This window comes from Endozoicomonas sp. ALD040 (assembly GCF_049275945.1).
In the GTDB taxonomy this organism is placed as follows: Bacteria; Pseudomonadota; Gammaproteobacteria; order Pseudomonadales; family Endozoicomonadaceae; genus Endozoicomonas_A.
Genome location: NZ_CP184829.1, coordinates 5,858,532 through 5,880,674 on the forward strand (window position 1 = coordinate 5,858,532; position 22,143 = coordinate 5,880,674).

At 47.8% G+C, this 22,143-nt stretch carries 18 protein-coding genes, 9 tRNA genes and 1 pseudogene; 5 read left to right on the top strand and 23 right to left on the bottom strand.

All coding sequences use genetic code 11. The features are described 5' to 3' along the window. Positions 1-28: 28 nt before the first annotated feature. The 3 genes from tnpA to ACOJUN_RS21150 form a co-directional block, all read right to left on the bottom strand. Positions 29-220, bottom strand: a complete 192-nt coding sequence (gene tnpA / locus ACOJUN_RS21140; RefSeq protein ID WP_422133859.1) for an IS66 family insertion sequence element accessory protein TnpA — start codon at positions 218-220, stop codon at positions 29-31. A gap of 699 nt (positions 221-919) precedes the next feature. Continuing rightward, entirely contained in the window at positions 920-2,248 is a 1,329-nt protein-coding gene (locus ACOJUN_RS21145) for an ATP-binding protein (protein ID WP_422133860.1), read from the bottom strand. 181 nt (positions 2,249-2,429) lie between these two features. Next, a complete protein-coding gene (locus ACOJUN_RS21150; RefSeq protein ID WP_422133861.1) occupies positions 2,430-5,969 on the bottom strand; it encodes an ankyrin repeat domain-containing protein in 3,540 nt (1,179 codons plus the stop codon). Between the two features lie 265 nt (positions 5,970-6,234). Here ACOJUN_RS21150 and ACOJUN_RS21155 point away from each other — a divergent pair, with 265 nt between their 5' ends. Further along, a complete protein-coding gene (locus tag ACOJUN_RS21155) occupies positions 6,235-6,612 on the top strand; it encodes a transposase (RefSeq protein WP_422133862.1) in 378 nt (125 codons plus the stop codon). A gap of 203 nt (positions 6,613-6,815) precedes the next feature. Here ACOJUN_RS21155 and ACOJUN_RS21160 read toward each other — a convergent pair whose 3' ends face one another. From ACOJUN_RS21160 to ACOJUN_RS21170, 3 genes and pseudogenes are all read right to left on the bottom strand, one after another. Continuing rightward, positions 6,816-7,016 (bottom strand): hypothetical protein, encoded by a 201-nt coding sequence (locus ACOJUN_RS21160; RefSeq protein WP_422133863.1) that lies wholly within the window; start codon positions 7,014-7,016, stop codon positions 6,816-6,818. 201 nt (positions 7,017-7,217) lie between these two features. After that, positions 7,218-7,373 (bottom strand): annotated as a pseudogene (locus ACOJUN_RS21165) (IS21 family transposase); the annotation flags it as partial. Between the two features lie 246 nt (positions 7,374-7,619). Next, positions 7,620-8,666, bottom strand: coding sequence for a hypothetical protein (locus ACOJUN_RS21170; protein ID WP_422133864.1), 1,047 nt, complete (start codon positions 8,664-8,666; stop codon positions 7,620-7,622). Between the two features lie 79 nt (positions 8,667-8,745). Here ACOJUN_RS21170 and ACOJUN_RS21175 point away from each other — a divergent pair, with 79 nt between their 5' ends. Then, positions 8,746-9,195, top strand: coding sequence for a transposase (locus ACOJUN_RS21175; protein WP_422133865.1), 450 nt, complete (start codon positions 8,746-8,748; stop codon positions 9,193-9,195). Positions 9,196-10,078: 883 nt separating this feature from the next. On the opposite strand, the gene ACOJUN_RS21180 is transcribed toward ACOJUN_RS21175, so the two are convergent. From ACOJUN_RS21180 to ACOJUN_RS21245, 14 genes are all read right to left on the bottom strand, one after another. Next, positions 10,079-10,166 (bottom strand) — tRNA-Leu (locus ACOJUN_RS21180). Between the two features lie 63 nt (positions 10,167-10,229). Continuing rightward, positions 10,230-10,303, bottom strand: a tRNA-Cys gene (locus ACOJUN_RS21185). 99 nt (positions 10,304-10,402) lie between these two features. Further along, a tRNA-Gly gene (locus tag ACOJUN_RS21190) sits at positions 10,403-10,478 on the bottom strand. A gap of 34 nt (positions 10,479-10,512) precedes the next feature. Further along, positions 10,513-10,595: transfer RNA gene (locus ACOJUN_RS21195), tRNA-Gly, on the bottom strand. Positions 10,596-10,629: 34 nt separating this feature from the next. Then, positions 10,630-10,712, bottom strand: a tRNA-Gly gene (locus ACOJUN_RS21200). A gap of 34 nt (positions 10,713-10,746) precedes the next feature. Further along, positions 10,747-10,829, bottom strand: a tRNA-Gly gene (locus ACOJUN_RS21205). Between the two features lie 34 nt (positions 10,830-10,863). Beyond that, positions 10,864-10,946 (bottom strand) — tRNA-Gly (locus tag ACOJUN_RS21210). Between the two features lie 34 nt (positions 10,947-10,980). Beyond that, a tRNA-Gly gene (locus ACOJUN_RS21215) sits at positions 10,981-11,063 on the bottom strand. 34 nt (positions 11,064-11,097) lie between these two features. After that, positions 11,098-11,180 (bottom strand) — tRNA-Gly (locus ACOJUN_RS21220). Positions 11,181-11,283: 103 nt separating this feature from the next. Further along, entirely contained in the window at positions 11,284-11,850 is a 567-nt protein-coding gene (pgsA, locus tag ACOJUN_RS21225) for a CDP-diacylglycerol--glycerol-3-phosphate 3-phosphatidyltransferase (RefSeq protein ID WP_422133866.1), read from the bottom strand. Positions 11,851-12,042: 192 nt separating this feature from the next. Beyond that, a complete protein-coding gene (uvrC, locus tag ACOJUN_RS21230; protein ID WP_422133867.1) occupies positions 12,043-13,896 on the bottom strand; it encodes an excinuclease ABC subunit UvrC in 1,854 nt (617 codons plus the stop codon). Between the two features lie 91 nt (positions 13,897-13,987). Continuing rightward, complete coding sequence (uvrY, locus tag ACOJUN_RS21235) at positions 13,988-14,644, bottom strand: UvrY/SirA/GacA family response regulator transcription factor (RefSeq protein WP_422133868.1); 657 nt, start codon at positions 14,642-14,644, stop codon at positions 13,988-13,990. Positions 14,645-14,807: 163 nt separating this feature from the next. After that, positions 14,808-15,737, bottom strand: coding sequence for an electron transfer flavoprotein subunit alpha/FixB family protein (locus ACOJUN_RS21240; protein WP_422133869.1), 930 nt, complete (start codon positions 15,735-15,737; stop codon positions 14,808-14,810). After that, a complete protein-coding gene (locus ACOJUN_RS21245) occupies positions 15,737-16,486 on the bottom strand; it encodes an electron transfer flavoprotein subunit beta/FixA family protein (protein WP_422133870.1) in 750 nt (249 codons plus the stop codon). Before ACOJUN_RS21245 ends, ACOJUN_RS21240 begins: the two co-directional genes overlap by 1 nt. A 533-nt stretch (positions 16,487-17,019) precedes the next feature. Here ACOJUN_RS21245 and ACOJUN_RS21250 point away from each other — a divergent pair. After that, positions 17,020-18,663 (top strand): electron transfer flavoprotein-ubiquinone oxidoreductase, encoded by a 1,644-nt coding sequence (locus ACOJUN_RS21250; RefSeq protein WP_422133871.1) that lies wholly within the window; start codon positions 17,020-17,022, stop codon positions 18,661-18,663. An 83-nt stretch (positions 18,664-18,746) separates the two neighbouring features. Here the strand turns inward: ACOJUN_RS21250 and ACOJUN_RS21255 are convergent, their stop codons facing one another. Next, on the bottom strand, positions 18,747-19,322 hold the full coding sequence (locus ACOJUN_RS21255; protein WP_422133872.1) for a DUF1285 domain-containing protein: 576 nt from the start codon (positions 19,320-19,322) through the stop codon (positions 18,747-18,749). A 269-nt stretch (positions 19,323-19,591) separates the two neighbouring features. Between ACOJUN_RS21255 and ACOJUN_RS21260 the strand changes: the two genes are divergently transcribed. Both ACOJUN_RS21260 and ACOJUN_RS21265 read left to right on the top strand, forming a co-directional pair. Continuing rightward, the gene (locus tag ACOJUN_RS21260; RefSeq protein WP_422133873.1) at positions 19,592-20,491 is read left to right on the top strand and encodes a hypothetical protein; all 900 of its coding nucleotides are present in this window, start codon (positions 19,592-19,594) and stop codon (positions 20,489-20,491) included. A gap of 300 nt (positions 20,492-20,791) precedes the next feature. Beyond that, positions 20,792-20,944 carry a hypothetical protein gene (locus ACOJUN_RS21265; RefSeq protein WP_422133874.1) on the top strand — a complete coding sequence of 51 codons (153 nt, stop codon included), beginning with the start codon at positions 20,792-20,794 and terminating at the stop codon, positions 20,942-20,944. A 300-nt stretch (positions 20,945-21,244) separates the two neighbouring features. On the opposite strand, the gene hepT is transcribed toward ACOJUN_RS21265, so the two are convergent. Beyond that, entirely contained in the window at positions 21,245-21,652 is a 408-nt protein-coding gene (gene hepT, locus ACOJUN_RS21270) for a type VII toxin-antitoxin system HepT family RNase toxin (RefSeq protein WP_422133875.1), read from the bottom strand. Beyond that, positions 21,642-22,019 (bottom strand): type VII toxin-antitoxin system MntA family adenylyltransferase antitoxin, encoded by a 378-nt coding sequence (mntA, locus tag ACOJUN_RS21275; protein WP_422133876.1) that lies wholly within the window; start codon positions 22,017-22,019, stop codon positions 21,642-21,644. The genes hepT and mntA overlap by 11 nt, the downstream gene beginning before the upstream one ends. Between the last annotated feature and the right edge of the window lie 124 nt (positions 22,020-22,143).

Consider the following 22,143-nt stretch of genomic DNA (forward strand, 5'->3'; position numbering starts at 1 on the left):
AAAGACACCTGAAAGTGATCTAGGAGCCTTAGACCGAGAATAGCGCCCGTAGCGAGGACGGCAGGCTGCTAGAGGTTTTTTCCAGCTTTCGTTTCCAGTATCCAAATTTGGATACCCGGATGTCGTGCTGCTTGCACCAGGCATTCTGGGACAGTCCCGACGCCTGCCAGGCCTGGATGCGTTCTTGCCATTCATTGTGCTCGGGTGAGTTTTTTGCCATACCGGCCTCCGTTTTCTTGGGAGGCTTATCATTTCAGGCTGGAGTTTGATTCTGAAGTACGTGGGTTTGTTTGGCGTTTACGGTTTAACAACCAGGATCCACGTTGCGACGGATGCGCTTGGTAATCCTCTTCGCTTCATTCTCACGGCTGGACAAGCATCAGAATACGGACAGGCAAATGCTCTGATAGAGTGATTTTCAGCGGACTCCGTTCTTGCTGACAAGGGATATGACTCAAATGCATTCCTCCTCGAGGTCAAGAAGTCAGTTGCTGAAGCAGTGATTCCCCCGAAGTGAAATCGGGTAGATCAGCAAAAATATGACAAAGAAATCTACAAGGAGCAAAATCTAATAGTGAGAAAACGTGAGTAACAGGTACAAAAAAAGCCTCCCATTTCTGGAAGACTTTTTGGAGTTGGTGCCCGGAGCCGGAAAATTAATCCTGGATATTCCAGTTACTTACAGAATTAGTGGTAATCCTGTTGTGATCAAAAAATTTGAACGTTGCCAGCTTCACCTGTTTTCCGGGTACTTTCAGGGTGCCTGTGTTCGGAGTCCGTCTGGGCAGTAATATTAGCCATGATTTTTCAATCACGCCCTGCGCGAATTTCACGGGACTTGATAAGGAAAAATCCTTTTCATGCGCGTAGCGTCGCCTGTTGACCCGTCGGACAGAACCGTCATGGCAGAGCAATCCTGTCAAAACCAATCTGCCAGATCGTCCAGAGAAAAGCCCCTGTACTCAATTTCATACCCCTTCAGTTGCTGCACCAACTTGATGGCTTTTTCCTGTAAATGCGTTTTTCGGATATTTTTCGGGTTACGCTTGATTTCAGCAATCAGGACTTTTTTATCCAGTTCATTGACCGCGACAAGATCAATTTCATTCTGGTTCCCTCTCTCCCAGTAACTGCCGACGATATTGTACTCGCCAGTTTCCGCAATCACTTCCCTGACGATTTGTTTCAGCCAGTGACCACTCCAGGTCGGGTAATCACGCTCAATGACTTTATGGATAAACGGAAAGTTGCCAATCTCCACTGCGCTACGGTGCTTATAAATAAAGCGAAACCAAAAGGCCAGGAAAGCATCGGCAATACGATATTTAACCAACCGGGTTCCCGGTTTAGACAACACTGGTCGGTTTCGGCTGATGATATCAAATTCATTTTCCAGGCGATCAAGCTGTGGCCCCACGGAAATACCCAGCAAAGATTCTATTTCAGGTCGGCTCGTACTCCCGGAAGCAATAGCAGCCAGTATGGAAAAATAGGTACCATGTTCAGGTCCGAACTCTTCAGCCAGACGATAATGCCCTTCCTCAATGACCAGACTGTGTGCGTTAATCAGCTGCGACCAAAGGTCGGTTGCAGGATCAATGTTAAACAGCCACTCCAGATATTTAGGAACACCGCCACTGAGCATGTACCACTGCAGAAGTTTTTCAGGCGTAAACTCCTGCCGGTCATTCAGCATCTGGGCGATATAGCGACAACGCAACGGCTGAAGGTTGATGCGATGATCGGCACGACCAAACAAGGGCTCTCGTCCATCCTGAAACAACCGGGTCATAAGGCTGTATAAAGAGCCACAGCAGACCAGGTGCATACGACTCTGTTGTCTGTATCGATCCCATAAATCCTGAAGTTCGGAAAAAAACGCCCGATTAACCCGCTGGATATCCTGAAATTCATCCAGTATGACGGTAACCGGCGTTGTGATGCTGAACTGCAACAGGATTTCCATGACTTCCCGAAGACGTGCAGGCTGACCAAATATGGGAATATTTAAGACCGTTCTGATTTGCTCGACAAACTCCTCGCACAGCAATGACTCCTGCTTTCTGGATACGAACAGATAGATAGAGGCTGCAGAAGTATTGCGCTGAGGAAAGGTTTTATTTAACAGCGCTGTTTTACCGACCCGGCGCCTTCCTACTACAGTTGTCAGGTGGGCCGTTCCTTTAGAGGCTAGTTCACTCCACTCACGGAGCTGTTCAAGCTCATCTTCTCGATTATAGAATATCATCAAAAGTTACCGTAATAATTATTACAGTAACTATATCACAAAAACGGTCCTCTCCATACAAATATGCTCTGCGCAAACATCGAGCTATAAGTACTCAGCTACCTTCAGTGTCGATGGCCGCTATGTGGTGACCGCCAGCCTGGATAGCAAAGCGAAAATCCATGGCAAAAAGAACGAAGGATCATGGCCCTGCTGTGTCGGGAGTGTTGCCCAGGTTTACTTCTGCCTTCTCAAGCATCAATATCAGCTGCTCACGTTTTTTCCTCCTGGCCAGGTCCAGAGGTGTCTGGCCATGGCAATCCCTGGCATGGATATCAGCGCCGCTGTCGATCAGGACAGACAGAGACCGAATGGCATTTAACATGACAGCATGATGCAGCACCGTCCGGCCCATGCTGCTGGTAGCATCGATATTTGCCCCGTTATGGATCAGGAATTGTGCAGTCTTTGCCATGTCCCGCTTCATGGCCTTGTGCAGCGGGGTCAAGCCTTCAGGTGAAGCGATATTAACATCTGCCCCGCTGTTAATAAGGACTTGAGCACAGTCGATTCGGCTACACTGGGCCGCGTGATGCAAGAGCGATTCCCCTCCCTTTAACTCATTGACGGAAATACCGGACTTTGTCTGCTTATCAATCAACAGTTCCAGGCAGGCAGAATGACCATGTCGGGCAGCGTAGAACCCGGGCGAAAATCCACCGCTATCCGTGGCACTGATATTGGCATTGTTATCGATCAGGACTTGCACACACTGCACGTGACCGTTCATGACGGCCAGGTGCAGGGGAGTCAGGCCCTGTACATTCCTGATATTAATATCCGCTTTATAAGCCAAAAGGAGTTGAACACACTCCAACTGGCCAAATTGTGCGGCCAAATGCAGAGGGCTCCAATGCCTGTTACTCCTTAAATTAATATGCACATGGTCTTTAGCATTCAACAACACAGCCATACAACGAACCCTGCCAAACTGAGCAGCGATGTGCAGGGGGGTAAAGCCTGCCTCATCCACGGGATTGATGTTCACCCTTTTGTCCATCATCAGTAACCGAAGACATTCACTGTGATCATTTTTGCTGGCAAAATGCATGGGCGTCCATCCCCCTCCTCGTTGGGAGCTAACGATCAGCGCCTGGTGTTCAAGCAAGACTTTCAGACACTTTACACTCCCTTCCCGGGCAGCAATATGCAGGGGCGTCAAGCCATAAAGGGTCCTGGCATTGATATCAGCCCCTTGCCTGATCAAGGCCAGCAGATACTCCACGCTGTCGAACATTAGGGTATTATGGAGGGGGGTATTATTGCCCTCTGTAAGGGCCTGGATGTTGGCACCGTATTTGAGCAGGATATCCACGGAGTTTCGCTGGGGAGTTAAGGTGGCTCTGTGAAGAGCAGTCATACCGTCAGAGGTGGCCGCATTGACCTCATGCCCGGCGCCAAGCAAAAGTTCCACACATTCAACATGTCCCTGATCTGTGGCACTGTGCAGGGGTGACCAGCCAGGCTCTGTGGTGGCTTCAATAAACCCGGCACCATGAGCGAGTAAAAGCTTTACACACTCCGGATACCCTTGATGGGCAGCGCTGCTCAGTGGCGACAAGTTTCTGTTGTTTCTGCAATTGACGTTTGCCTGTCGGTGCAGCAGCCACTCCACGCACCGGGCGTTGCCAGCCAGGGCTGCCATATGTAGGGGCGTAGAGCCGCCGTTGTCCGTGGCATCCAGCAGGCTGGCATTGTGCTTGAGCAACAGTTCCAGAAAGTCCATACGGCCAGTAAAGGCGGCAACGTGCAGGGCTGTCCAGCCATTGTCGTCTTTGGCATCGACAGCTAACCCTCTGTCAAGCAGTACTTGCAGGGAATTAATGGGGCCACTTCGGGTGAGAACATGCAAGAGCGTCTTGCCCTTGTCCAGCAGGGCATTGATATCGGCTCCGTGATCCAGCAGGATTTGAGCACACTTGCCATGACCATTCAGAACGGCAAGGTGCAGTGCCGTATGGTGGTGATCACGGGTGGCATCTATGTTCTCTTCATGCCTCACCCAACTCCTCTCCCGTTTCTGTCTGGGCCCGATGAAGAGCAGGGCTGCCACACACGCATCGTGCCCCATCATAGCTGCGAGATGCAGGGGAGTGGTTTCAAAATGGTCAATTTCATTGCCAATCGCCTTGAATTCAAGAAAACGTTCCACGCACTTCACCTGACCATGCAGGGCAGCGCTGTGCAGGGGCGACCTGCCCATACTGTCCCGGATATTGATATTGGCACCATTGCAGACCAATGTCCTGACACACTGCTCCTGGCCAAATTCGGCAGCAAAATGCAGGGGCGTCGCGCCTGAAGACGAGACGGCATTGACATCAGAGTGATGGTCAATAAGCATCTGTACACACGCCTCATTGCCGGCCTGGACAGCGATATGCAGCAGCGTGACATAGCCACCATAAAACGCTGAGTAGAAGCTTTGACCGGCCAGCTCGGATTCCCGGTCAAGCCAGTCAGACAGCGCCTCAATATTTCCGGAACGACAGCATTGCAGGGGCAGAGGTTCATCGCCAGAAGTGGCCTGGTCATACAGTGGCTCAGCTGCAGCCTCATCTTCACCTTCATCTGACAGTTCCATATCTACCCCGGTGGCACGCTGCACAGCACACTGGAGTCCCCGTAGCTCACCCCTTGGTATCGTTTCTGCACCCTGGCGAGTAAGCATTAAAGTACCTCCTGCAGAACCATCATCAACAGAAACGGTATTTGCACCGCCCCTCCAGACAGGTACACCCCGTTGGGAGGCAGATGGTTTTTGAACAGGCAGAACGGCTACCGGTGCAAGGAAACGTTCCAGGACAGCATTGATCTCGTCATTTCTGTTTCTTTGATGCCCACTTCTAATTTGATTGGCAATCATATAACCCAGTGCTGTTACTGCGTTTTCAGACTCTGTCAACACCGCCGAAGCTCCCCCGGTTGCACCTTCAGTGGTTTGGGGCGCATTGCCTATTTCTCTTTGCTTTTTGGCTACCAAATAGTTATAAAGTTTTTTCAGCTTTAGCGATTGATCTTTCTTGCAGAATCTTTTCATAAACTCATCTTTCCCAGCAAGGTTGTCAGGAAACATTGCGTGCAACAAAGAATAAAAAGTGGTTGCTGTGGGCGATTTCTCCGCCAAAAACCTCAGCAGAATCATAGTGTCATTGATATCTCCAGTATCTGGGTAGTTGTTATAATTGATATAGGCCGTCACTTCCAGAAAAGCTGGCGTTAACGGATAATCCAGAAAGTCAGAGCGTAACGCTTTGTTGTCGTTTATTCCCGGTAGTCCATAATTTGTCGGTAAGAGTGTCTTTCCCTGATCGCCAAGACCTGAAAGAGAAAAAATAGCCTGACCCGGAGTCAGGCTGCCTGAATAGTATTCTTGCTGACTGCCCTTTTGATTTAAACCAGTCGGCCATTCTTTTGCCGTTATAGTAATACCTGAAAAATGCTGCCCTGTTTTTTTAATATCAGTTGAAGCATCAACAGGCGCAAAAAAAACCTTCTTCTTTTTTGCCAGAGCCTGCAAATCAATAGGTATCTGATTATCTGAAATATCAGTCACAACCAGGGACTGGTGAGCATCTGCCCGAAGTCTGATGATATTTTTCTTGTTAATGTCAGAAATAAGGAGTACCGAGCCTTTTTGGGAATCAAAAAATGGAGTAAAACCATGGATCGATAAAATCATATCGGCCTCAACAATAATGAAACCGTCACCGAGAACTATAGATAATGGCCCAGGCGGAGCATTTGGGAGAGTAGCTCCTTTAACCGTTCCAGTGGTAATCAAAATAGAAATTAACAATGTCTGCAACAAACTTTTTTCCACTGAAAAACCTCACTTAACATATAAATTTGAGCATACCTGAATATCCAAATCCCCCCTGTGCCAGCATAGTTGTCGCCTCTCCTGAATTTAGAAACCTAAACAGGGGGCGGGCACTGAGTGATCAATGGCTCGCTATTCAGAAGAGTTCAAAGAGTCCATCATTCAGATGATGATGCCCCCCAATAATGTGCCAGTTTCTCAGCTGGTACGTGATACTGGTATCCCCGATGTGACTCTGTACACTTGGCGAAAGAAAGCTTTATCTCAAGGAATACCTGTGCCAGGCAACGGAAAAAATCCAGATCAGTGGACACCGGAAAACCAATTAGCCGTGATCATTGAAACGGCGGCGTTAAATAAAGCAGAAATGGCCGAATACTGTCGTAAGAAAGGCCTTTTTGCTGAACAAATACAGCAATGGAAAGCAGCCTTTATCAGTGGCGTTTCGGCCAAACCTGTCAATCCTGGCTATTCCAGAGCATTCGGCCACTCAATCCGGTAGCATCCGGCCACCTCCCTCATCGGAGCGCAGCGACGCATCGGAATGGAGCTTAGGACTTATATTTGGATCTTGCCAGTTTAGTCTCTTCCAATATGAAATGAGCCTGAAGGGGAGCCCAGTTTCCAACATGCCTGTTAGCTTGAGAGTCTGAAGCTTTTCCAGGGTAGGATTGAGTAACATGATTCTTATCCCTTTGTTAACTGTTATTGGTAGTAGTCTGAGCCGCGCAGGTTCTCATGGTCATCCGGCAGCACTTCATCAGGCTCCAGCTCTGACAACGACTGTTGATCCAGATTGTTTTTCAGGATGGACTCAATGCTTCGGTAGGAGCAGGTATCTGCATACAGTGCACGACGGCGGGCGTTTTCCAACCGGTCATGACCATAGCCTAAACCTAACTTCATGATGCCGAGGCAACTGCGGTCACTTTGCTCTGGATGTCGACGGGTTGAGAGGATGCGACGGATGACTGCTTCTGTTTCCGGACCTGTCCTTGCCCCCTGTTTTGCAGTCGCTCAGGCGTCCATTCGGCATACTTTCGGTGTTTTTCAGGCATATGCCCTGGCTCGGTGGTATGACGCCCTTTATGCTAGGAACGTTGGTAGTGGCCAAGTCAACCCCGACACGGCAAAGCGTCCCAGATAGTCACTTACGGTTGCTCGGGAAATATTACAGCTGTTAGCGATTTTCCGCTCGCTGAGGAGGTGCTCGAATTTGAGTCTGAGTACTTCACGAATCTTGCGCATGGGCAGTCTCTTCATGATGCTATCCGCTCGTCCTTGAAGAGGTCTCAAGTTTGAGGGTAGCGGTGAAAAATAGGACTGCGCCACTGGTCAGAAAAGGGGTGGCTGGATTTACCGGAATCAGTGGCCGGATACTACCGGAATGGCTCCGGAATACCCAGAAATGCCCCACAGATTTTGCTGACGAGGCATTTTTTTAGCTACGTGATCCGTATGGCCGGTGTTGTGGGAGGAGCAGAGTTGTGAGACTCTGCCCTTTCCCGATTAGGCATCTAATTCAGGCTGGAATACTTCTTTGAGTTTCTTTTCACCTTGCTCAAACAATAGACGGTAGTTAGAGCAAAACTTTTCTTCATTAGGCTCAAGAAGCACTTCTACAGATGGTGCAATACCCTTTTTCCAAGCTGGCAAGTCAATACCGTGGAGCCGACACAATGTATTTGTTAACATCTCTGCTATTCCCCCAGAGCCTCTGCAGGTTGGAGCAAGGTGAACGTACCACCAGTGTATTCTTGGAATAACACTTAGATCACCGCTTATGGCTTTATCTATTAAATTTCTTACATGCTCTAGCACGATGGGTATTTGTTCCCTACCAGTGTGTAGCCAAAGACCAGATTCTTGATTATCTCCAATATAATCATCATCGCCCACTCCAAACCATCTTTCGCTTTCATATCTTCTATTGCCAGATTCTCTAGGGCAAAAAACATACTGCGTTAATGGAATTGGCGTATCATCTATGTGGCCATGAACCAAGCCATATCTCAATTCACCCGTAGCACCACCGCCATAAAAATGTTTTCTTGCCCATAATAATCCGTCGTCACTGATCAAATTGAAAAAGTGTTTTTTGTCATATGGAATCTTTACAGCCCGTTCCAGTGCATAGCCATATGCCTTACTTTTACGGTTTATTTTTGTATAACACGATTTATTATTAAATAAAGCACCCCCTGTATTTAAATCTCTACGCAAACCAAATAGGTTGAATTTCTCATTATTTCTTTTGAGCGCTATATGTTTTCTTGTTTTTTCAAAATGCTCAATAATGTTTGATGATTTCAGGTCATTTTTTTTAATACTATCCACTGCGTTTGTTACTGCATTTTCAAATTCAAGATCCCAAATTTTCGGATCGCCATAATTAAGCCACTCAACCCCTCTTTGTGCTATGTGCTTTCCTTCTGGTGTAGCACTTTCAAATTCAGGTATTTTTCTTGCTGTAGTATCTTGTATACTTTGAGCTTTTTCTTGATCAATATTAGAGTGTTTGCCAAGTAAGCTAGAGCTTGTGGTTACTGGATTCATGTATTTTAGTCCTCTTAGTCGTCCTTTAGTTCTTTAGTTCTTTATTAAGTTCAATATTGTTACTGACAGAGATGTAAGGATGCCTAACAAAAACTATTTGGTTCTGGACGTCTATAGCCGCATGATTGAGAGTTGGGAAGTCCATCAGAGGGAGTCCTCTGATCTGTCTGCTCAGATGATCCGCAAAGCTTTCATGCATCATAAGATCAGCCTTCAGGAACAACCGCTGGTCCTGCACTCGGATAATGGTAGTCTGATGAAGGGGGCGACCATACTGAGTACTCTTCAGCAGCTGGGTGCACAGACATCGTTCAGCAGGCCACGTGTGAGTGACGATAACTCAAACCCGGAATCAGACTTCAAAATCATGAAATACCCACCCGGCTATCCGAATCACTTCTCCAGTCTGGAGTCAGCCAGAGAGTGGGTGTATGGGTTCGTAAACTGGTACAACATGGAGCATAAGCACAGTGGCATCAAGTTACGACAGACACACAAGGAAGGCTCAAAAAAAGGGTCTGAATCGTGAAAGAGTTTACCGTAAAGCAAAAGAGCAACACCCTGAGCGTTGCTGAAGTCGTATAACCAGAAACTGGAAATTACCGCTAGAGGTATGACTTAACCCTGAGCGATCAGAGAATCAGCAGCATTGTGATTTAGCTGCATAAGTTGAGGCGACATCTTTGTTGACAAACACCGCCCTCCATATTTGGGTGTCCTAATTTCTCTATCCTAATTTCTCTATTTCTTTCGCTTTGCTCTAAAAGTCACTAACAATATCTTCTATGTGGTTTTCCGGTCCAGATGAAGAGGAAGATCCGCCAGATTATTGCTCGCTGGGCAAGCTCTTTATGAATCTGGATGTCTTATTTGTTTTTTTTCGGATTTAAAGGCCTCTTTCGAGCATCTGTTCTAAACAAGCAGAGATCGCTTACTTCACATCATTTACAGGTTCAGCCCTTCAGTTTGCGGCAACAAACCTACTATGGCGTCTGCTGACTTCTGTTTTCCCATCCCAACACCTCACGATGCCGGTAGCCTGAGGCAGGAGAACAGATCTCCCGAGGTAATGCGCGTGACCTTCCCACTTATACCCGCCGCATCTACGTCCGCAGTTTCCATGCAAGTATTGGGCTTTGAAGATAATGGCCTTCTTACCCACTGCGACCGCCTACTATGCGATTCCTGTTCGTCGGGTCAGTGTTTTGCCTTCAGCTTTCTTCAGATTCCACCTCACGATGGACACCCTTGCCGTTCGGCTAATCATTCCCCTTGCCGGGCTGATAGAGGACTTTCACCTCCAAGTCATCCAGCCGCCACCACGCGTACTGGTACAGCGCCGTTTGGCGCTACGCGCCATACTCGGCGCACCACAAAAAAAAGCCTCCCATTTCTGGAAGACTTTTTGGAGTTGGTGCCCGGAGCCGGAATCGAACCGGCACGATCTTAACGATCGGCAGATTTTAAGTCTGCTGTGTCTACCAATTTCACCACCCGGGCTAAATAAATAGCTTATCTATTCAAGCCGAAAAAAAACAGGCTAGTTACCTGTTTTTTTGAATTTGGAGGCGAGTACCGGAGTCGAACCGGTCTAAATGGAGTTGCAGTCCACTGCATAACCGCTTTGCTAACTCGCCTTTTATCTCTTGAGAGACTGGATCGGGAACGGGTTTCACCACTGCCATGTATAGACGAACCCAACCTTTCTCAGCTCGCAGACTTATCTGTAATTGAACTGGAGCGGGAAACGAGACTCGAACTCGCGACCCCAACCTTGGCAAGGTTGTGCTCTACCAACTGAGCTATTCCCGCAATGAAGATTATTCAGGACTTCTTCAAAGTCCGGAGCAGGAAACGAGACTCACTCTTTAACTCTGAGGCGACCCCAACCTTGGCAAGGTTGTGCTCTACCAACTGAGCTATTCCCGCAATGAAGATAATTTAGGACTTCTTCAAAGTCCGGAGCAGGAAACGAGACTCACTCTTTAACTCTGAGGCGACCCCAACCTTGGCAAGGTTGTGCTCTACCAACTGAGCTATTCCCGCAATGAAGATTATTCAGGACTTCTTCAAAGTCCGGAGCAGGAAACGAGACTCACTCTTTAACTCTGAGGCGACCCCAACCTTGGCAAGGTTGTGCTCTACCAACTGAGCTATTCCCGCAATGAAGATAATTTAGGACTTCTTCAAAGTCCGGAGCAGGAAACGAGACTCACTCTTTAACTCTGAGGCGACCCCAACCTTGGCAAGGTTGTGCTCTACCAACTGAGCTATTCCTGCAGTGAAGATTATTCAGGACTTCTTCAAAGTCCGGAGCAGGAAACGAGACTCACTCTTTAACTCTGAGGCGACCCCAACCTTGGCAAGGTTGTGCTCTACCAACTGAGCTATTCCCGCAATGAAGATAATTTAGGACTTCTTCAAAGTCCGGAGCAGGAAACGAGACTCACTCTTTAACTCTGAGGCGACCCCAACCTTGGCAAGGTTGTGCTCTACCTACCGAGCTATTCCCGCATTTGTATTCGTCAGTGCTTGAAGCGTTTGGGCTTCGTCTCCGTCGAAGATGCTGCGTAGTTTAAGAATATTTCGTCTGCTGTCAATAGATTGGAGCAACGAATTAGCTTTCAGCCCTAGAGAATGGTGTCAGATCAGGCCATGCCGCATGAAGGTATACGTACATGGACCAGAGTGTGAGGATCGCAGAAATGTAAAGCAGTGCCAAACCAATATAACCAATCATGGATTCCAGGGGAGCAGGTGCAAGCAGTAACAAGGTAATCGCCATCATTTGCCCGGCCGTTTTAAATTTTCCGATCATATTCACCGCCACACTGGTACGCTTTCCTATTTCGGCCATCCATTCACGCAGAGCAGAAATAACGATTTCCCGACCAATAATGATAACAGCGGGTATGGTCATCCAGGCTGCCCTGAATTCGTCGACCAGCAGACACAACGCTGTTGCAACCATGATTTTGTCTGCTACAGGATCAAAAAAAGCCCCGAAGGGTGTGGTCTGATTCCAGCGCCTGGCAAGATATCCGTCAAACCAGTCAGTGACAGCAGCTGCTGCAAAGATGCCTGCACAAAGGGTGTAACGCATCTCAATGGGCAGGTAGAAAATCAAGACCAGAAAAGGAACCAGAACAACGCGTAGCATCGTCAAAGTATTTGGAATATTCATAGCAACAGATAACTAACCATGATGTGAAAACAGTGCTGAGATCTTTGTATAAGAGCCCCCATACAACCTCGAATGGTCTGGTGCAGATGGAGACCCGACAGACTGTCGTTGAAAGTATTTACAGCCGCATAAGTTACACAGTCAGGAGACAGAGTACAAACCCGAATCCAGAAGCCTGTCAATTTCGGCCTCCTAGGAACCATGTAAATGAGCATGTATTTGCTCTGCCAGGTTCTGACTGATTCCCTCGACTTTTGCCAACTCATCTACTGGTGCATTCATTACGCCATGACGCCCTCCGAAGAACTTGAGCAATGCAGAACGGCGTTTGGCACCAATGCCCGGAATATCTTCCAGAGTTGATCGCTTTCTGGCAACACTGCGCTTCTGCCGGTGGCCGGTAATGGCAAACCTGTGTGCCTCGTCTCGTATATGTTGAATCAGTAGCAGAGCGCCATCTTGTTCCAGTGCAGCTAGCTCCCTGCCCTTATAGATGAGTGTTTCAAGACCTGGTTTTCTGGAAACTCCTTTAGCGACACCCAATAAAGGAATATGTTGCAGAGACAAATCGTACATGACTTCCTCTGCCACCCTCAACTGCCCCTTACCGCCATCAATCAATATCAGACCAGGTGTGTTCTCTGGATGCTCAGCCAAGCCTTTATAACGCTTATGTAAGGCTTTCTTCATGGCTGCATAATCATCACCGGGCTCAATGCCTGTTATGTCGAAACGCCGATACTGGCTTTTATCAGGCCCATCCTGATTAAAAACAACACAGGAGGCAACAGTTGCTTCTCCCATGGTATGACTGATATCAAAACATTCAAACCGGGTTAAAGGTTCTTTCAGCTTCAGCAGCTTACCCAATTGTTCCGTGCGCTTGCGCTGGTGAGTTTTCCCGGCCAGCTCAGACTGAAGGCTCATCTGTGCATTTTTTTCTGCCAGCTTCAACCAGTCCTGCCGCTCTCCCCTCACCCGATGCTTGATTTTGACACTTTTACCCGACAACTGACTTATTCCCTGCTCTAGCACCTGACAATCCTCCATGGCAATGGGCAGGATAATCTCAGAGGGAAAATTGCGACTGTTGGCGAGCTTGATATAAAATTGGGCCAGAAATTCTGACAGGTGATCTTCCGGCTGAAGATCCAGTCTGAAGTTCGGAAAATAGCTCTTGTGACCCAATAGCTGACCATTGCGGAAAAAAAGTACCGCAAAACAGACCTTACCCATCTGGTTGCTGTAACCGACTATGTCAGCATCGCCGGTGCTGCGGTTCACCGACTGCTGCTCCTGGACATGTCTGAGCTGGCTGATCTGATCCCGAATTTCAGCTGCCTCTTCAAACCTCAATGCTTCAGCCTCATTCTCCATTCTCTTGATCAGTTTACGGATGAGTTGTTGACTCTTTCCTTCCAGAAACTGACGAGTATCCTGCACATCTTGCTGATACTCTTCCGGCCTGACCAGATTGACACACGGAGCCTTACAGCGTTGAATCTGGTGCTGGAGACAGGGACGGCTTCTATTGCGAAAATAACTGTTCTCGCACTGCCTGACTTTGAACACCTTTTGCAGTAGATTCAGACTTTCCCGCACGGCACCGCCACTGGGATAAGGGCCAAAAAACAAGCCTTTCTTGCTTTTACTCCGACCTCTCTGATAGCCAATGCGAGGGTATTCATCTTCTAAAGAAAGATAAATAAAGGGATAGGACTTATCGTCTCTGAGAAGGATATTGTAAGGCGGCTTCCGGTCCTTGATGAGGTTTTGCTCCAACAGCAGAGCCTCCAACTCGGAGTTGGTAATGGTAACCTCTATAGTGTGTATCTTGCTGACCAGTGCCATGGTTTTGGTGGTCAGACCAGTAGGACGAAAGTAACTGGAAAGACGGTTTTTAAGATTTTTCGCCTTACCGATATAGAGGGTATTCCCGAGATTGTCCCGCATGTCATAGACACCCGGTTGTCTGGGCGCCTGTTTTAGAAAAGCCTTGTGATCGAAGCGCTCTTTTTCTTCACCCTGAACCATTGAGCCTGTCATGGAGTGTTAATACTGTCGATTAATTTCGAACAGTATACTGACAAACTAACCCAGAGACCTACTGAAACTTTAGTTCAGAGCATACGGCTGATTAGACAGAAACAATATCCTGCCCCACTTCAATCAGGCCACATCGAATGGCCAGATGAGTTAACTCCACATCACTGTTTATTTGTAGCTTCTCAAAAATACGGTAGCGATAACTGTTCACCGTTTTACTACTCAGACACAGTTTGTCTGAAATAGTTTGCACCTTTTCACAGTTGACGATCATCAGGCATATCTGCATTTCCCGGCTGGAAAGTTTTTCAAAGGGGGAGCCGGAGGAAGGACGTAACGATTTCAGTGCCATTTGCTGTGCAATATCAGGGCTAATGCAACGCTTGCCAACGACCACTGACTTGATGGTGGTCACCATCTCGTCGATACTGATGCCTTTGGTCACGTACCCGGCTGCACCGGCTTCCATCAGCTTGGCAGGATAAAGCTCATCATTGCAGACGGTGACAGCAATGACCTGAATTCCCGGGAATGACTGATTAATTCTGCGGGTGGCTTCCAAACCACCAATGCCTGGCATACGAACATCCATCAAGACAACCTGAGGCTTCAGGCTTCGACATTTCTCAATGGCTTCTTCCCCACTGCTGGCCTCTCCGACAATGACCAGCTCCTGTACATCAGAAAGCATACGGGATAGCCCCGTTCTCACCAGATCATGATCGTCAGCAATCAGTACGCGAATCATGAAACACTCCAACCTGCATCTTTATAGTTGTTATTTTCCTAATCCGTCTCTTACTTCCCTGATGGTAAATCATTCCAATGCCACCAAAAAAGCCTGTGCACGAATAATACCGTACAGCAGGCTTATTATGCTACCAGCCTGATAGCAACATCAGACTCTGAAATCAGAGTTTGCCTTCCAGCTCTGGTACAGCTTCAAACAGATCTGCTACCAGACCATAGTCGGCTACCTGGAAGATAGGCGCTTCTTCGTCCTTGTTGATGGCAACAATGACTTTAGAGTCTTTCATACCTGCCAGGTGCTGGATCGCACCGGAAATACCTACAGCAACATAGAGGTTGGGAGCAACAATCTTGCCGGTCTGACCGACCTGCATGTCATTAGGAACAAAGCCTGCGTCCACCGCAGCACGAGAAGCTCCTACGGCAGCACCCAGCTTGTCAGCCAGTTTGTACAGGATTTCGAAGTTTTCTCCATTACCCATACCACGACCACCGGATACTACGATTTTGGCACCACCCAGCTCAGGGCGATCAGACTTGGCCATTTCTTCACTGACAAAAGAAGAAATACCTGCATCGTGGGCAATATCCAACTGTTCAACAGCTGCACTGCCACCTGTAGCGGCGACAGGATCAAAGCCGGTACCACGAACGGTGATAACCTTCACAGGAGCACCACTCTGTACTGTTGCGATGGCGTTACCGGCATAGATAGGACGGGCAAAAGTGTCAGCATTATCTACACGGATAATGTCAGAAATCTGATCAACATCCAGCAGAGCAGCAACACGAGGCATATAGTTTTTACCGCTGGTGCTGGCAGCACTCAGAATATGGCTATAGCCTTTGCCCAGCTCAGCAACCAGCAAACTGACATTTTCTGCCAGCTGATGCTCATAGGCGGCGTTGTCCACAACCATAACCTTGTTGATACCTTCAACGGCTGATGCTGCTTCGGCAACAGAACCACATCCGGACCCGGCGACTAATACATGAACATCATCGCCTATTTGGCGGGCAGCCGCTACAGTATTCAGAGTGGCTGCGCCCAAGGCTGCATTATCATGTTCTGCAACTACGAGAATAGCCATTAGATTACCTTCGCTTCTGTTTTCAGTTTTTCGATCAGTTCATCAACACTGCCCACACGGATACCGGCACTGCGCTCGGCGGGCGGCTCAACTTTCAGTGTGTTCAGGGAGGAAGTTACCTCAACACCCAGATCTGCAGGTGTTTTGACGTCCAGAGGTTTACGCTTGGCCTTCATGATGTTAGGGAGGGAAGCATAACGAGGCTCATTCAAGCGCAGGTCAGTCGTCACGATAGCGGGCAGTGACAGGGAAACAGTCTGCAGACCACCGTCAACTTCACGAGTGACACAGGCCTTACCATCTTCTACAGTCACTTCAGAGGCGAAAGTACCCTGAGGAAGACCAGACAGTGCCGCCAGCATCTGACCGGTTTGGTTGTTATCACTGTCGATGGACTGTTTACCCAGAATCACCAGATCTGGCTTTTCTTCATCAACAATGGCTTTCAGCAGTTTGGCAACAGACAGAGAACCGAGCTTTTCTTCGGTTTCTACCAGAATGCCGCGATCAGCACCCAGAGCCAGAGCGGTGCGTATTTGCTCCTGACTCTCTTTGGTACCGAGAGATACGACAACGATTTCACTTGCAACACCCTTTTCCTTCAGTCTCACCGCTTCTTCAACAGCAATTTCACAGAAAGGGTTGATGGCCATTTTTACGTTCGTCAGATCGACATCACTATGGTCCGCTTTTACACGAACCTTGACGTTATAGTCGATGACTCTCTTAACGGCTACAAGAATTTTCATGGGTTCGCAGCCTTCCTTATTTATACTATGACTGGATACTTGGTTGTGAGGCAGGGCATGAAATCTCCGAAAACATCGCGCGGAGCATCAATTGTTATCATTGTTTCACATCACTGCTGTGTGGGCAGTCTAACAGCACGTCAATAAGGGTTCAAACCTATGTTCAAGATTGATGATTATCAAGCAGTTTTATGAACAATTTGTCTGACCAGTGCCTTTTATTAGAGCACCCGAACATTATCGCATATTCTGCAAACTGCCTCAGAGGCATCTCATTGGCAGAAAGCCACCTGACACTCTTCTGCGTCGAACGGACTCCGACTCAGCGAATGCTGGTTATTTGCGTATGAGACAGTATAATGCAGAAAAAAATTCAAACAACTGTTTGATTTTCATGCTGGCAGATTCTTCTGACAACGGCAGCCGGAAAATTTAACCGGAAAAGTTAAAGCGTCATCAGATAAAAAATAGTGTATGAAAATCACCATATGATAACTCGGTGAGGGAGGGGATTCATTTTGGAACGCGAGTCTATGCCATTCGACGTGGTAATTGTGGGCGCTGGTCCATCCGGTTTGTCTGCAGCATGTCGTCTTATGCAACTGTCACAGGAAGCGGGTCAGGAACTCTCTGTCTGCGTCGTTGAGAAAGGATCAGAGGTAGGAGCACACATCCTGTCCGGCGCCGTATTCGAACCCACTGCTCTGAATGAACTGTTTCCTGACTGGAAAGAAAAAGGTGCGCCACTGAATACCGCTGTCGCATCCGACGATATCTACTGGTTGAGTTCTCAGGAAAAGGCTCTGAAAGTGCCGGGGGTCTTTGTACCCAAGACCATGCACAACGAAGGCAATTACATCATCAGCCTGGGTAACCTCTGCCGCTGGCTGGCCGAGCAGGCAGAAAGCATGGGTGTAGAAGTTTTCCCAGGCTTTGCTGCCAACGAAATTCTGTTCAACGAAGATGGCAGTGTTAAAGGGGTTGCTACTGGTGACATGGGCATCTCTGCCAATGGCGAGAAAAAAGACAGTTACATGCCTGGCATGGAACTGCACGCCAAATACACCCTTTTCTCAGAGGGCTGTCGTGGTCAACTGGGCAAAGAACTTATCAGCCGTTTTAATCTGGACGAAGGTAAAGACCCTCAGCATTACGGTATAGGCATCAAGGAGTTGTGGGATATAGCTCCAGAGAACCACTCTCAGGGCCTGGTAGTGCACACCGCTGGCTGGCCTCTGACTGAAAGCGGCTCAACCGGTGGTGGCTTTCTTTACCACATTGAAAACAATCAGGTCGTTCTGGGTCTCATTACCGACCTGAGTTACTCCAACCCCCACATCAGTCCGTTTGAAGAGTTCCAGCGTTATAAACAGAGCCCAACCATCAAGAAATTCCTAGAGGGAGGCAAACGGGTTTCTTACGGTGCCCGCGCCCTTGCTAAAGGTGGACCTCAGTCGCTGCCAAAAATGACCTTTGCCGGTGGCATTCTGATCGGTTGTGATGCCGGCACCATGAACGGTGCCAAAATCAAGGGCTCTCATACGGCCATGAAGTCCGGCATGTTGGCGGCTGAAGAAGTTTTCAAGTCAATCAGCACTGGTTCCGAAGGTGGTGAAGATCTCACCTCTTACGCCCGGGCTTTTGAAAACTCCTGGCTGGGTGAAGAGCTTAAGGCGCAGAGAAACTTTGGACCGGCCATGCATAAGTGGGGCAATTTTGTGGGTGCCGGCTTTGCTTTTGTCGACCAGAATATTTTTGGCGGCAAGCTGCCGTTTACCCTGCATGATAAAACACCCGACTATGCAACCCTGAAACCAGCCGCTGATAGCAAGAAGATTGATTACCCAAAACCGGATGGAGTCATCAGCTTTGATCGCCTGAGTTCTGTGTTCCTGTCCAACACCAACCATGAAGAAGACCAGCCCTGCCACCTGAAACTGGCGGACGCATCAATTCCTCTGAAAGATAATCTGCCAAAATACGACGAGCCTGCTCAGCGTTACTGTCCGGCTGGTGTCTATGAAATTGTCGAAGAGGAAACGTCCGGCGAACAACGCTTCCAGATCAACAGTCAAAACTGTGTTCACTGTAAAACCTGTGACATCAAGGACCCTGCTCAGAACATTACCTGGGTAGCTCCGGAAGGTACCGGCGGCCCTAACTACCCGAACATGTAGCTCGGGTTACACAGAAAAGGAGCCATCAGGCTCCTTTTCTGTTTTATGTATGCTCAGGCAGATTTATTGACTCCCATCCCGGATCAGTATTCAGGTTTTATACTGCCAATGGTGAAAGTTTGACCGTGACTGTTGAGGCACAACTCTACATCATCATGCTCCGTAGATTTTTCTTCTGCCATCTCAATGAGTTGATAGAAGACGTTACGATGAACCAGAGCATCCAGCTGAGCCCTGACTCTGATGTACGGTGAAGGCTCTCCCGTCGACGAATCAATATTCACCCACAAAGGATGCTCTCGATCCAGAGTCACTTTATCACCTACGTTAGTAGTGAAAGTCAGGCCATTGTCATTATTTTCAACGGAGACAGCCACAAACGGAGCATCTTCTACCTGGATTCTCACCTTCTCTACCGGGGTCACCAGATAAAAACAGTCATCCTCATCATGCCTGAGAATGTTAGAAAACAGTTTAACCATGGACTCTCTGGCTATGGGTGATCCCATGTAGAGCCAACTGCCATCCCGACAGATTTTCATGTCTATATCCCCACAAAAATCGGGATTCCATGAATGAACAGGAGGTAACCCCTGCTGTTTCAGGAGAGGCTTCATGCTCTCAGCCAGCTGTCCGGGTGATATGGATTGATCACTCATAATTCGGCCCCTCAGTCTGTTGTCATTGTTCTGGCGAAACGTCAGTACTCGAATGAAACACGGATGCAACAAAGACATTATATCGTCTTAATGAGGACGCCGTCTGATTTATCTCTGCCGGACAATCGATCGATCCAGAAAGGATAGTTCGCAAGATCGAGATTAGAAGTCACCCATGACCCTATCAGGGATATGACAAATGCTACTATTTAAGTTGAAGCACTGAAGTTATGGAGAAGTGCATAGTCGAAGAACGACAGGGAAAAACAATGCAGCTCTTCAAATCACTCGCTGGCTTACTCACCAAATGGCTCATGCAACAGCCTGAAGACAACAACCGACCTCTCTGTAATTTCGAAAGAATCCGCCATGAGCTTAAGCCCTGCGATGTAGTGCTCGTTGAAGGTAAATCTCGAGTCAGCAATGTCATCAAACAGATCACCCAGAGCCCCTGGTCCCATGCCATGCTTTATGTTGGCCGCCTGCATGATATAGAAGACGACCGTATTCGACAGACCGTTAAAGAGTCTTATGACGGCTCTCCGGATGATCAACTTATCATTGAGAGTGAGCTTGGATTTGGAACAGTCGTACACCCTTTAAGCCGCTATGAAGGTGAACACCTGAGAATTTGTCGACCCAATGGATTAAACTATTCCGACAGCCAGCAGGTCATTCACTATGCTGTCAGCCGTTTGGGTCTTGATTACAACGTGCGCCATATATTGGACCTGGCCCGCTTTTTCTTCCCTTATTCCATAATGCCCAGGCGCTGGCGTTCCACTTTATTTCAACATTCACCCGGAGATGAAACCAAAACTGTTTGCTCCAGTATGATTGCCGAGGCATTCAGTTTTATTCACTTCCCGATTTTGCCTCTGGTGAAAATGAATGGAGAAAATGGTGTTCAGCTGTTTCAGCGCAATCCCAAACTCTGCACACCCAGTGACTTTGACTACTCTCCCTATTTCCAGATCATTAAATACCCCTTTCTCGATTATACCCACCATTCGGACTACAAACTGCTTCCCTGGCATGGCCATGGTGCTCTGGAAGGTAAGGAAGGAGATCTTTATATCACCCCTGATGAGGTGAAAGAACTGCAGCAGATAGGATTAAACAGTGGCTCAGGCTCAGAGACTCTGGACAACAGAAACACTTTGAACTGACGCCTGGTGAATAAACTGAGAGGCATCAAATCATTCAAGAGTAATAAAAAAGCTGATTATTCAGAATTGATCTTATAGCTCAGTGGACGCGAGAAGAATCTGCACCATAATTACTTCTACTGATCCGGTCGACTTCCCCCTACGATCAATCAGTCTGGGCTGCTGACTTAAGTGGCCTTGATACTTGCATTGTGTACCTATGTTTCACTCCTAAAATGGTCTTAGCCCGCGTACTCTTCCCCCAGAGTCGCGGGTTTCTTTTTGCCTGAAACTCTTGTGTAGCAAGGGCTTTTTACGCCGTTGCGACCTTCCATCCGTGATGCCATTGCTGAGCCGATGGCTTTTTTGCCCGTAGAAACCATCATTCGTGACCAACAAAATACCCATTATCAAGCATTGCGTCAGGCCGACGATGCCGGCGACTCAACACCATATTATCGCCTTCATACTTAAAAGCGATTGAGCAGACTCTCAACGAAGCACTTGCCAGTGAACCCATCCATTTCAGCGACCAAGTAAACCGTCAAGTAAAAAGTCTTCTTCAGCTTCTTCTGACTGACCCTGACGAACCTTTCAAATTTCCAGTATTCCTTGGAATAGCGGTACTCGTGAAGATTTCAGGGTAATTGACTAAGGTACTATGGTTCTGATCATCCGGCCTCAGTCTGGGCAGCCCTCACCAAACCCGTGGGTCAGTTGAAAACGAAGGTTTATGGATGTCCTGCAGGTAGCACTGCAGGTAGCAGATAAATATTACAAAAGAGACTGTATATGAAGAGTAATCCTTTGAATATCACGATAAAACTTATTCTTTATAATGGCTTCAAGAATATTGCGATTGACGTCAAGATAGTCATGCACTACCACATTTCGAAAACCGATCATCTTCATCGCTGTGTCGTAATCCTGTCGAGTTAAAGCGTTCCGCTTCTCTAAACCATCGATTGCCGCCCGGGATTTTGTGACTTTAACTCCGAATTTTTCCTGATAAACATATCGGGATAAGCCAATCAGCGACTCAATCAGAATTTGTAATGCTCTCTGGGCAGCCAGCATGTCCCTGGCTCTCCAGCTGCCAAGATCATCATGAAGCTCATCAAGAATAAGTATCATCTCCTGCTGAACATTCTCAATTTCCTGTTCGTACGCTTTATCGTTCATAGTCTTTTTCCCAGGCAGAAATAATGGCATGCTCAAGACGGCGAACGGCCGGAACATAGCGGTCAAACAGTTTCATACCCTGAATAATATTCCATTGCAGAGGCACAGGTACCTCTCGAAGATCAACAACACTGAGTTCAAGCTCGGGGTACAGCCGCTCTAGCTCGGCTTCCATCATTTGTGGCCGGACGGCACGTTCCAGAAGATCGGTTTCATAATCTGTATAAATAACAGCAAGATCCCAGTCGCTGTCGTCCCTGGCATTCCCTTTTGCCCGTGAACCGTATAGATAGATGGCATCAATTGCACTGAAATGTCGCATTGCATCAACCAGACCATCTGGAAGCTGACATGTTGAAGGGCTCAATAGAATGTCCTGCAGGTAGTGTCTAAAAAAGTATTACTAAGGGTTATCATTTCATCTGGCCAGTTATTTTTCCATAGTCATCCTGCCTCAAAATATCCATCATGAGCCAAACCTCCCAGACTGA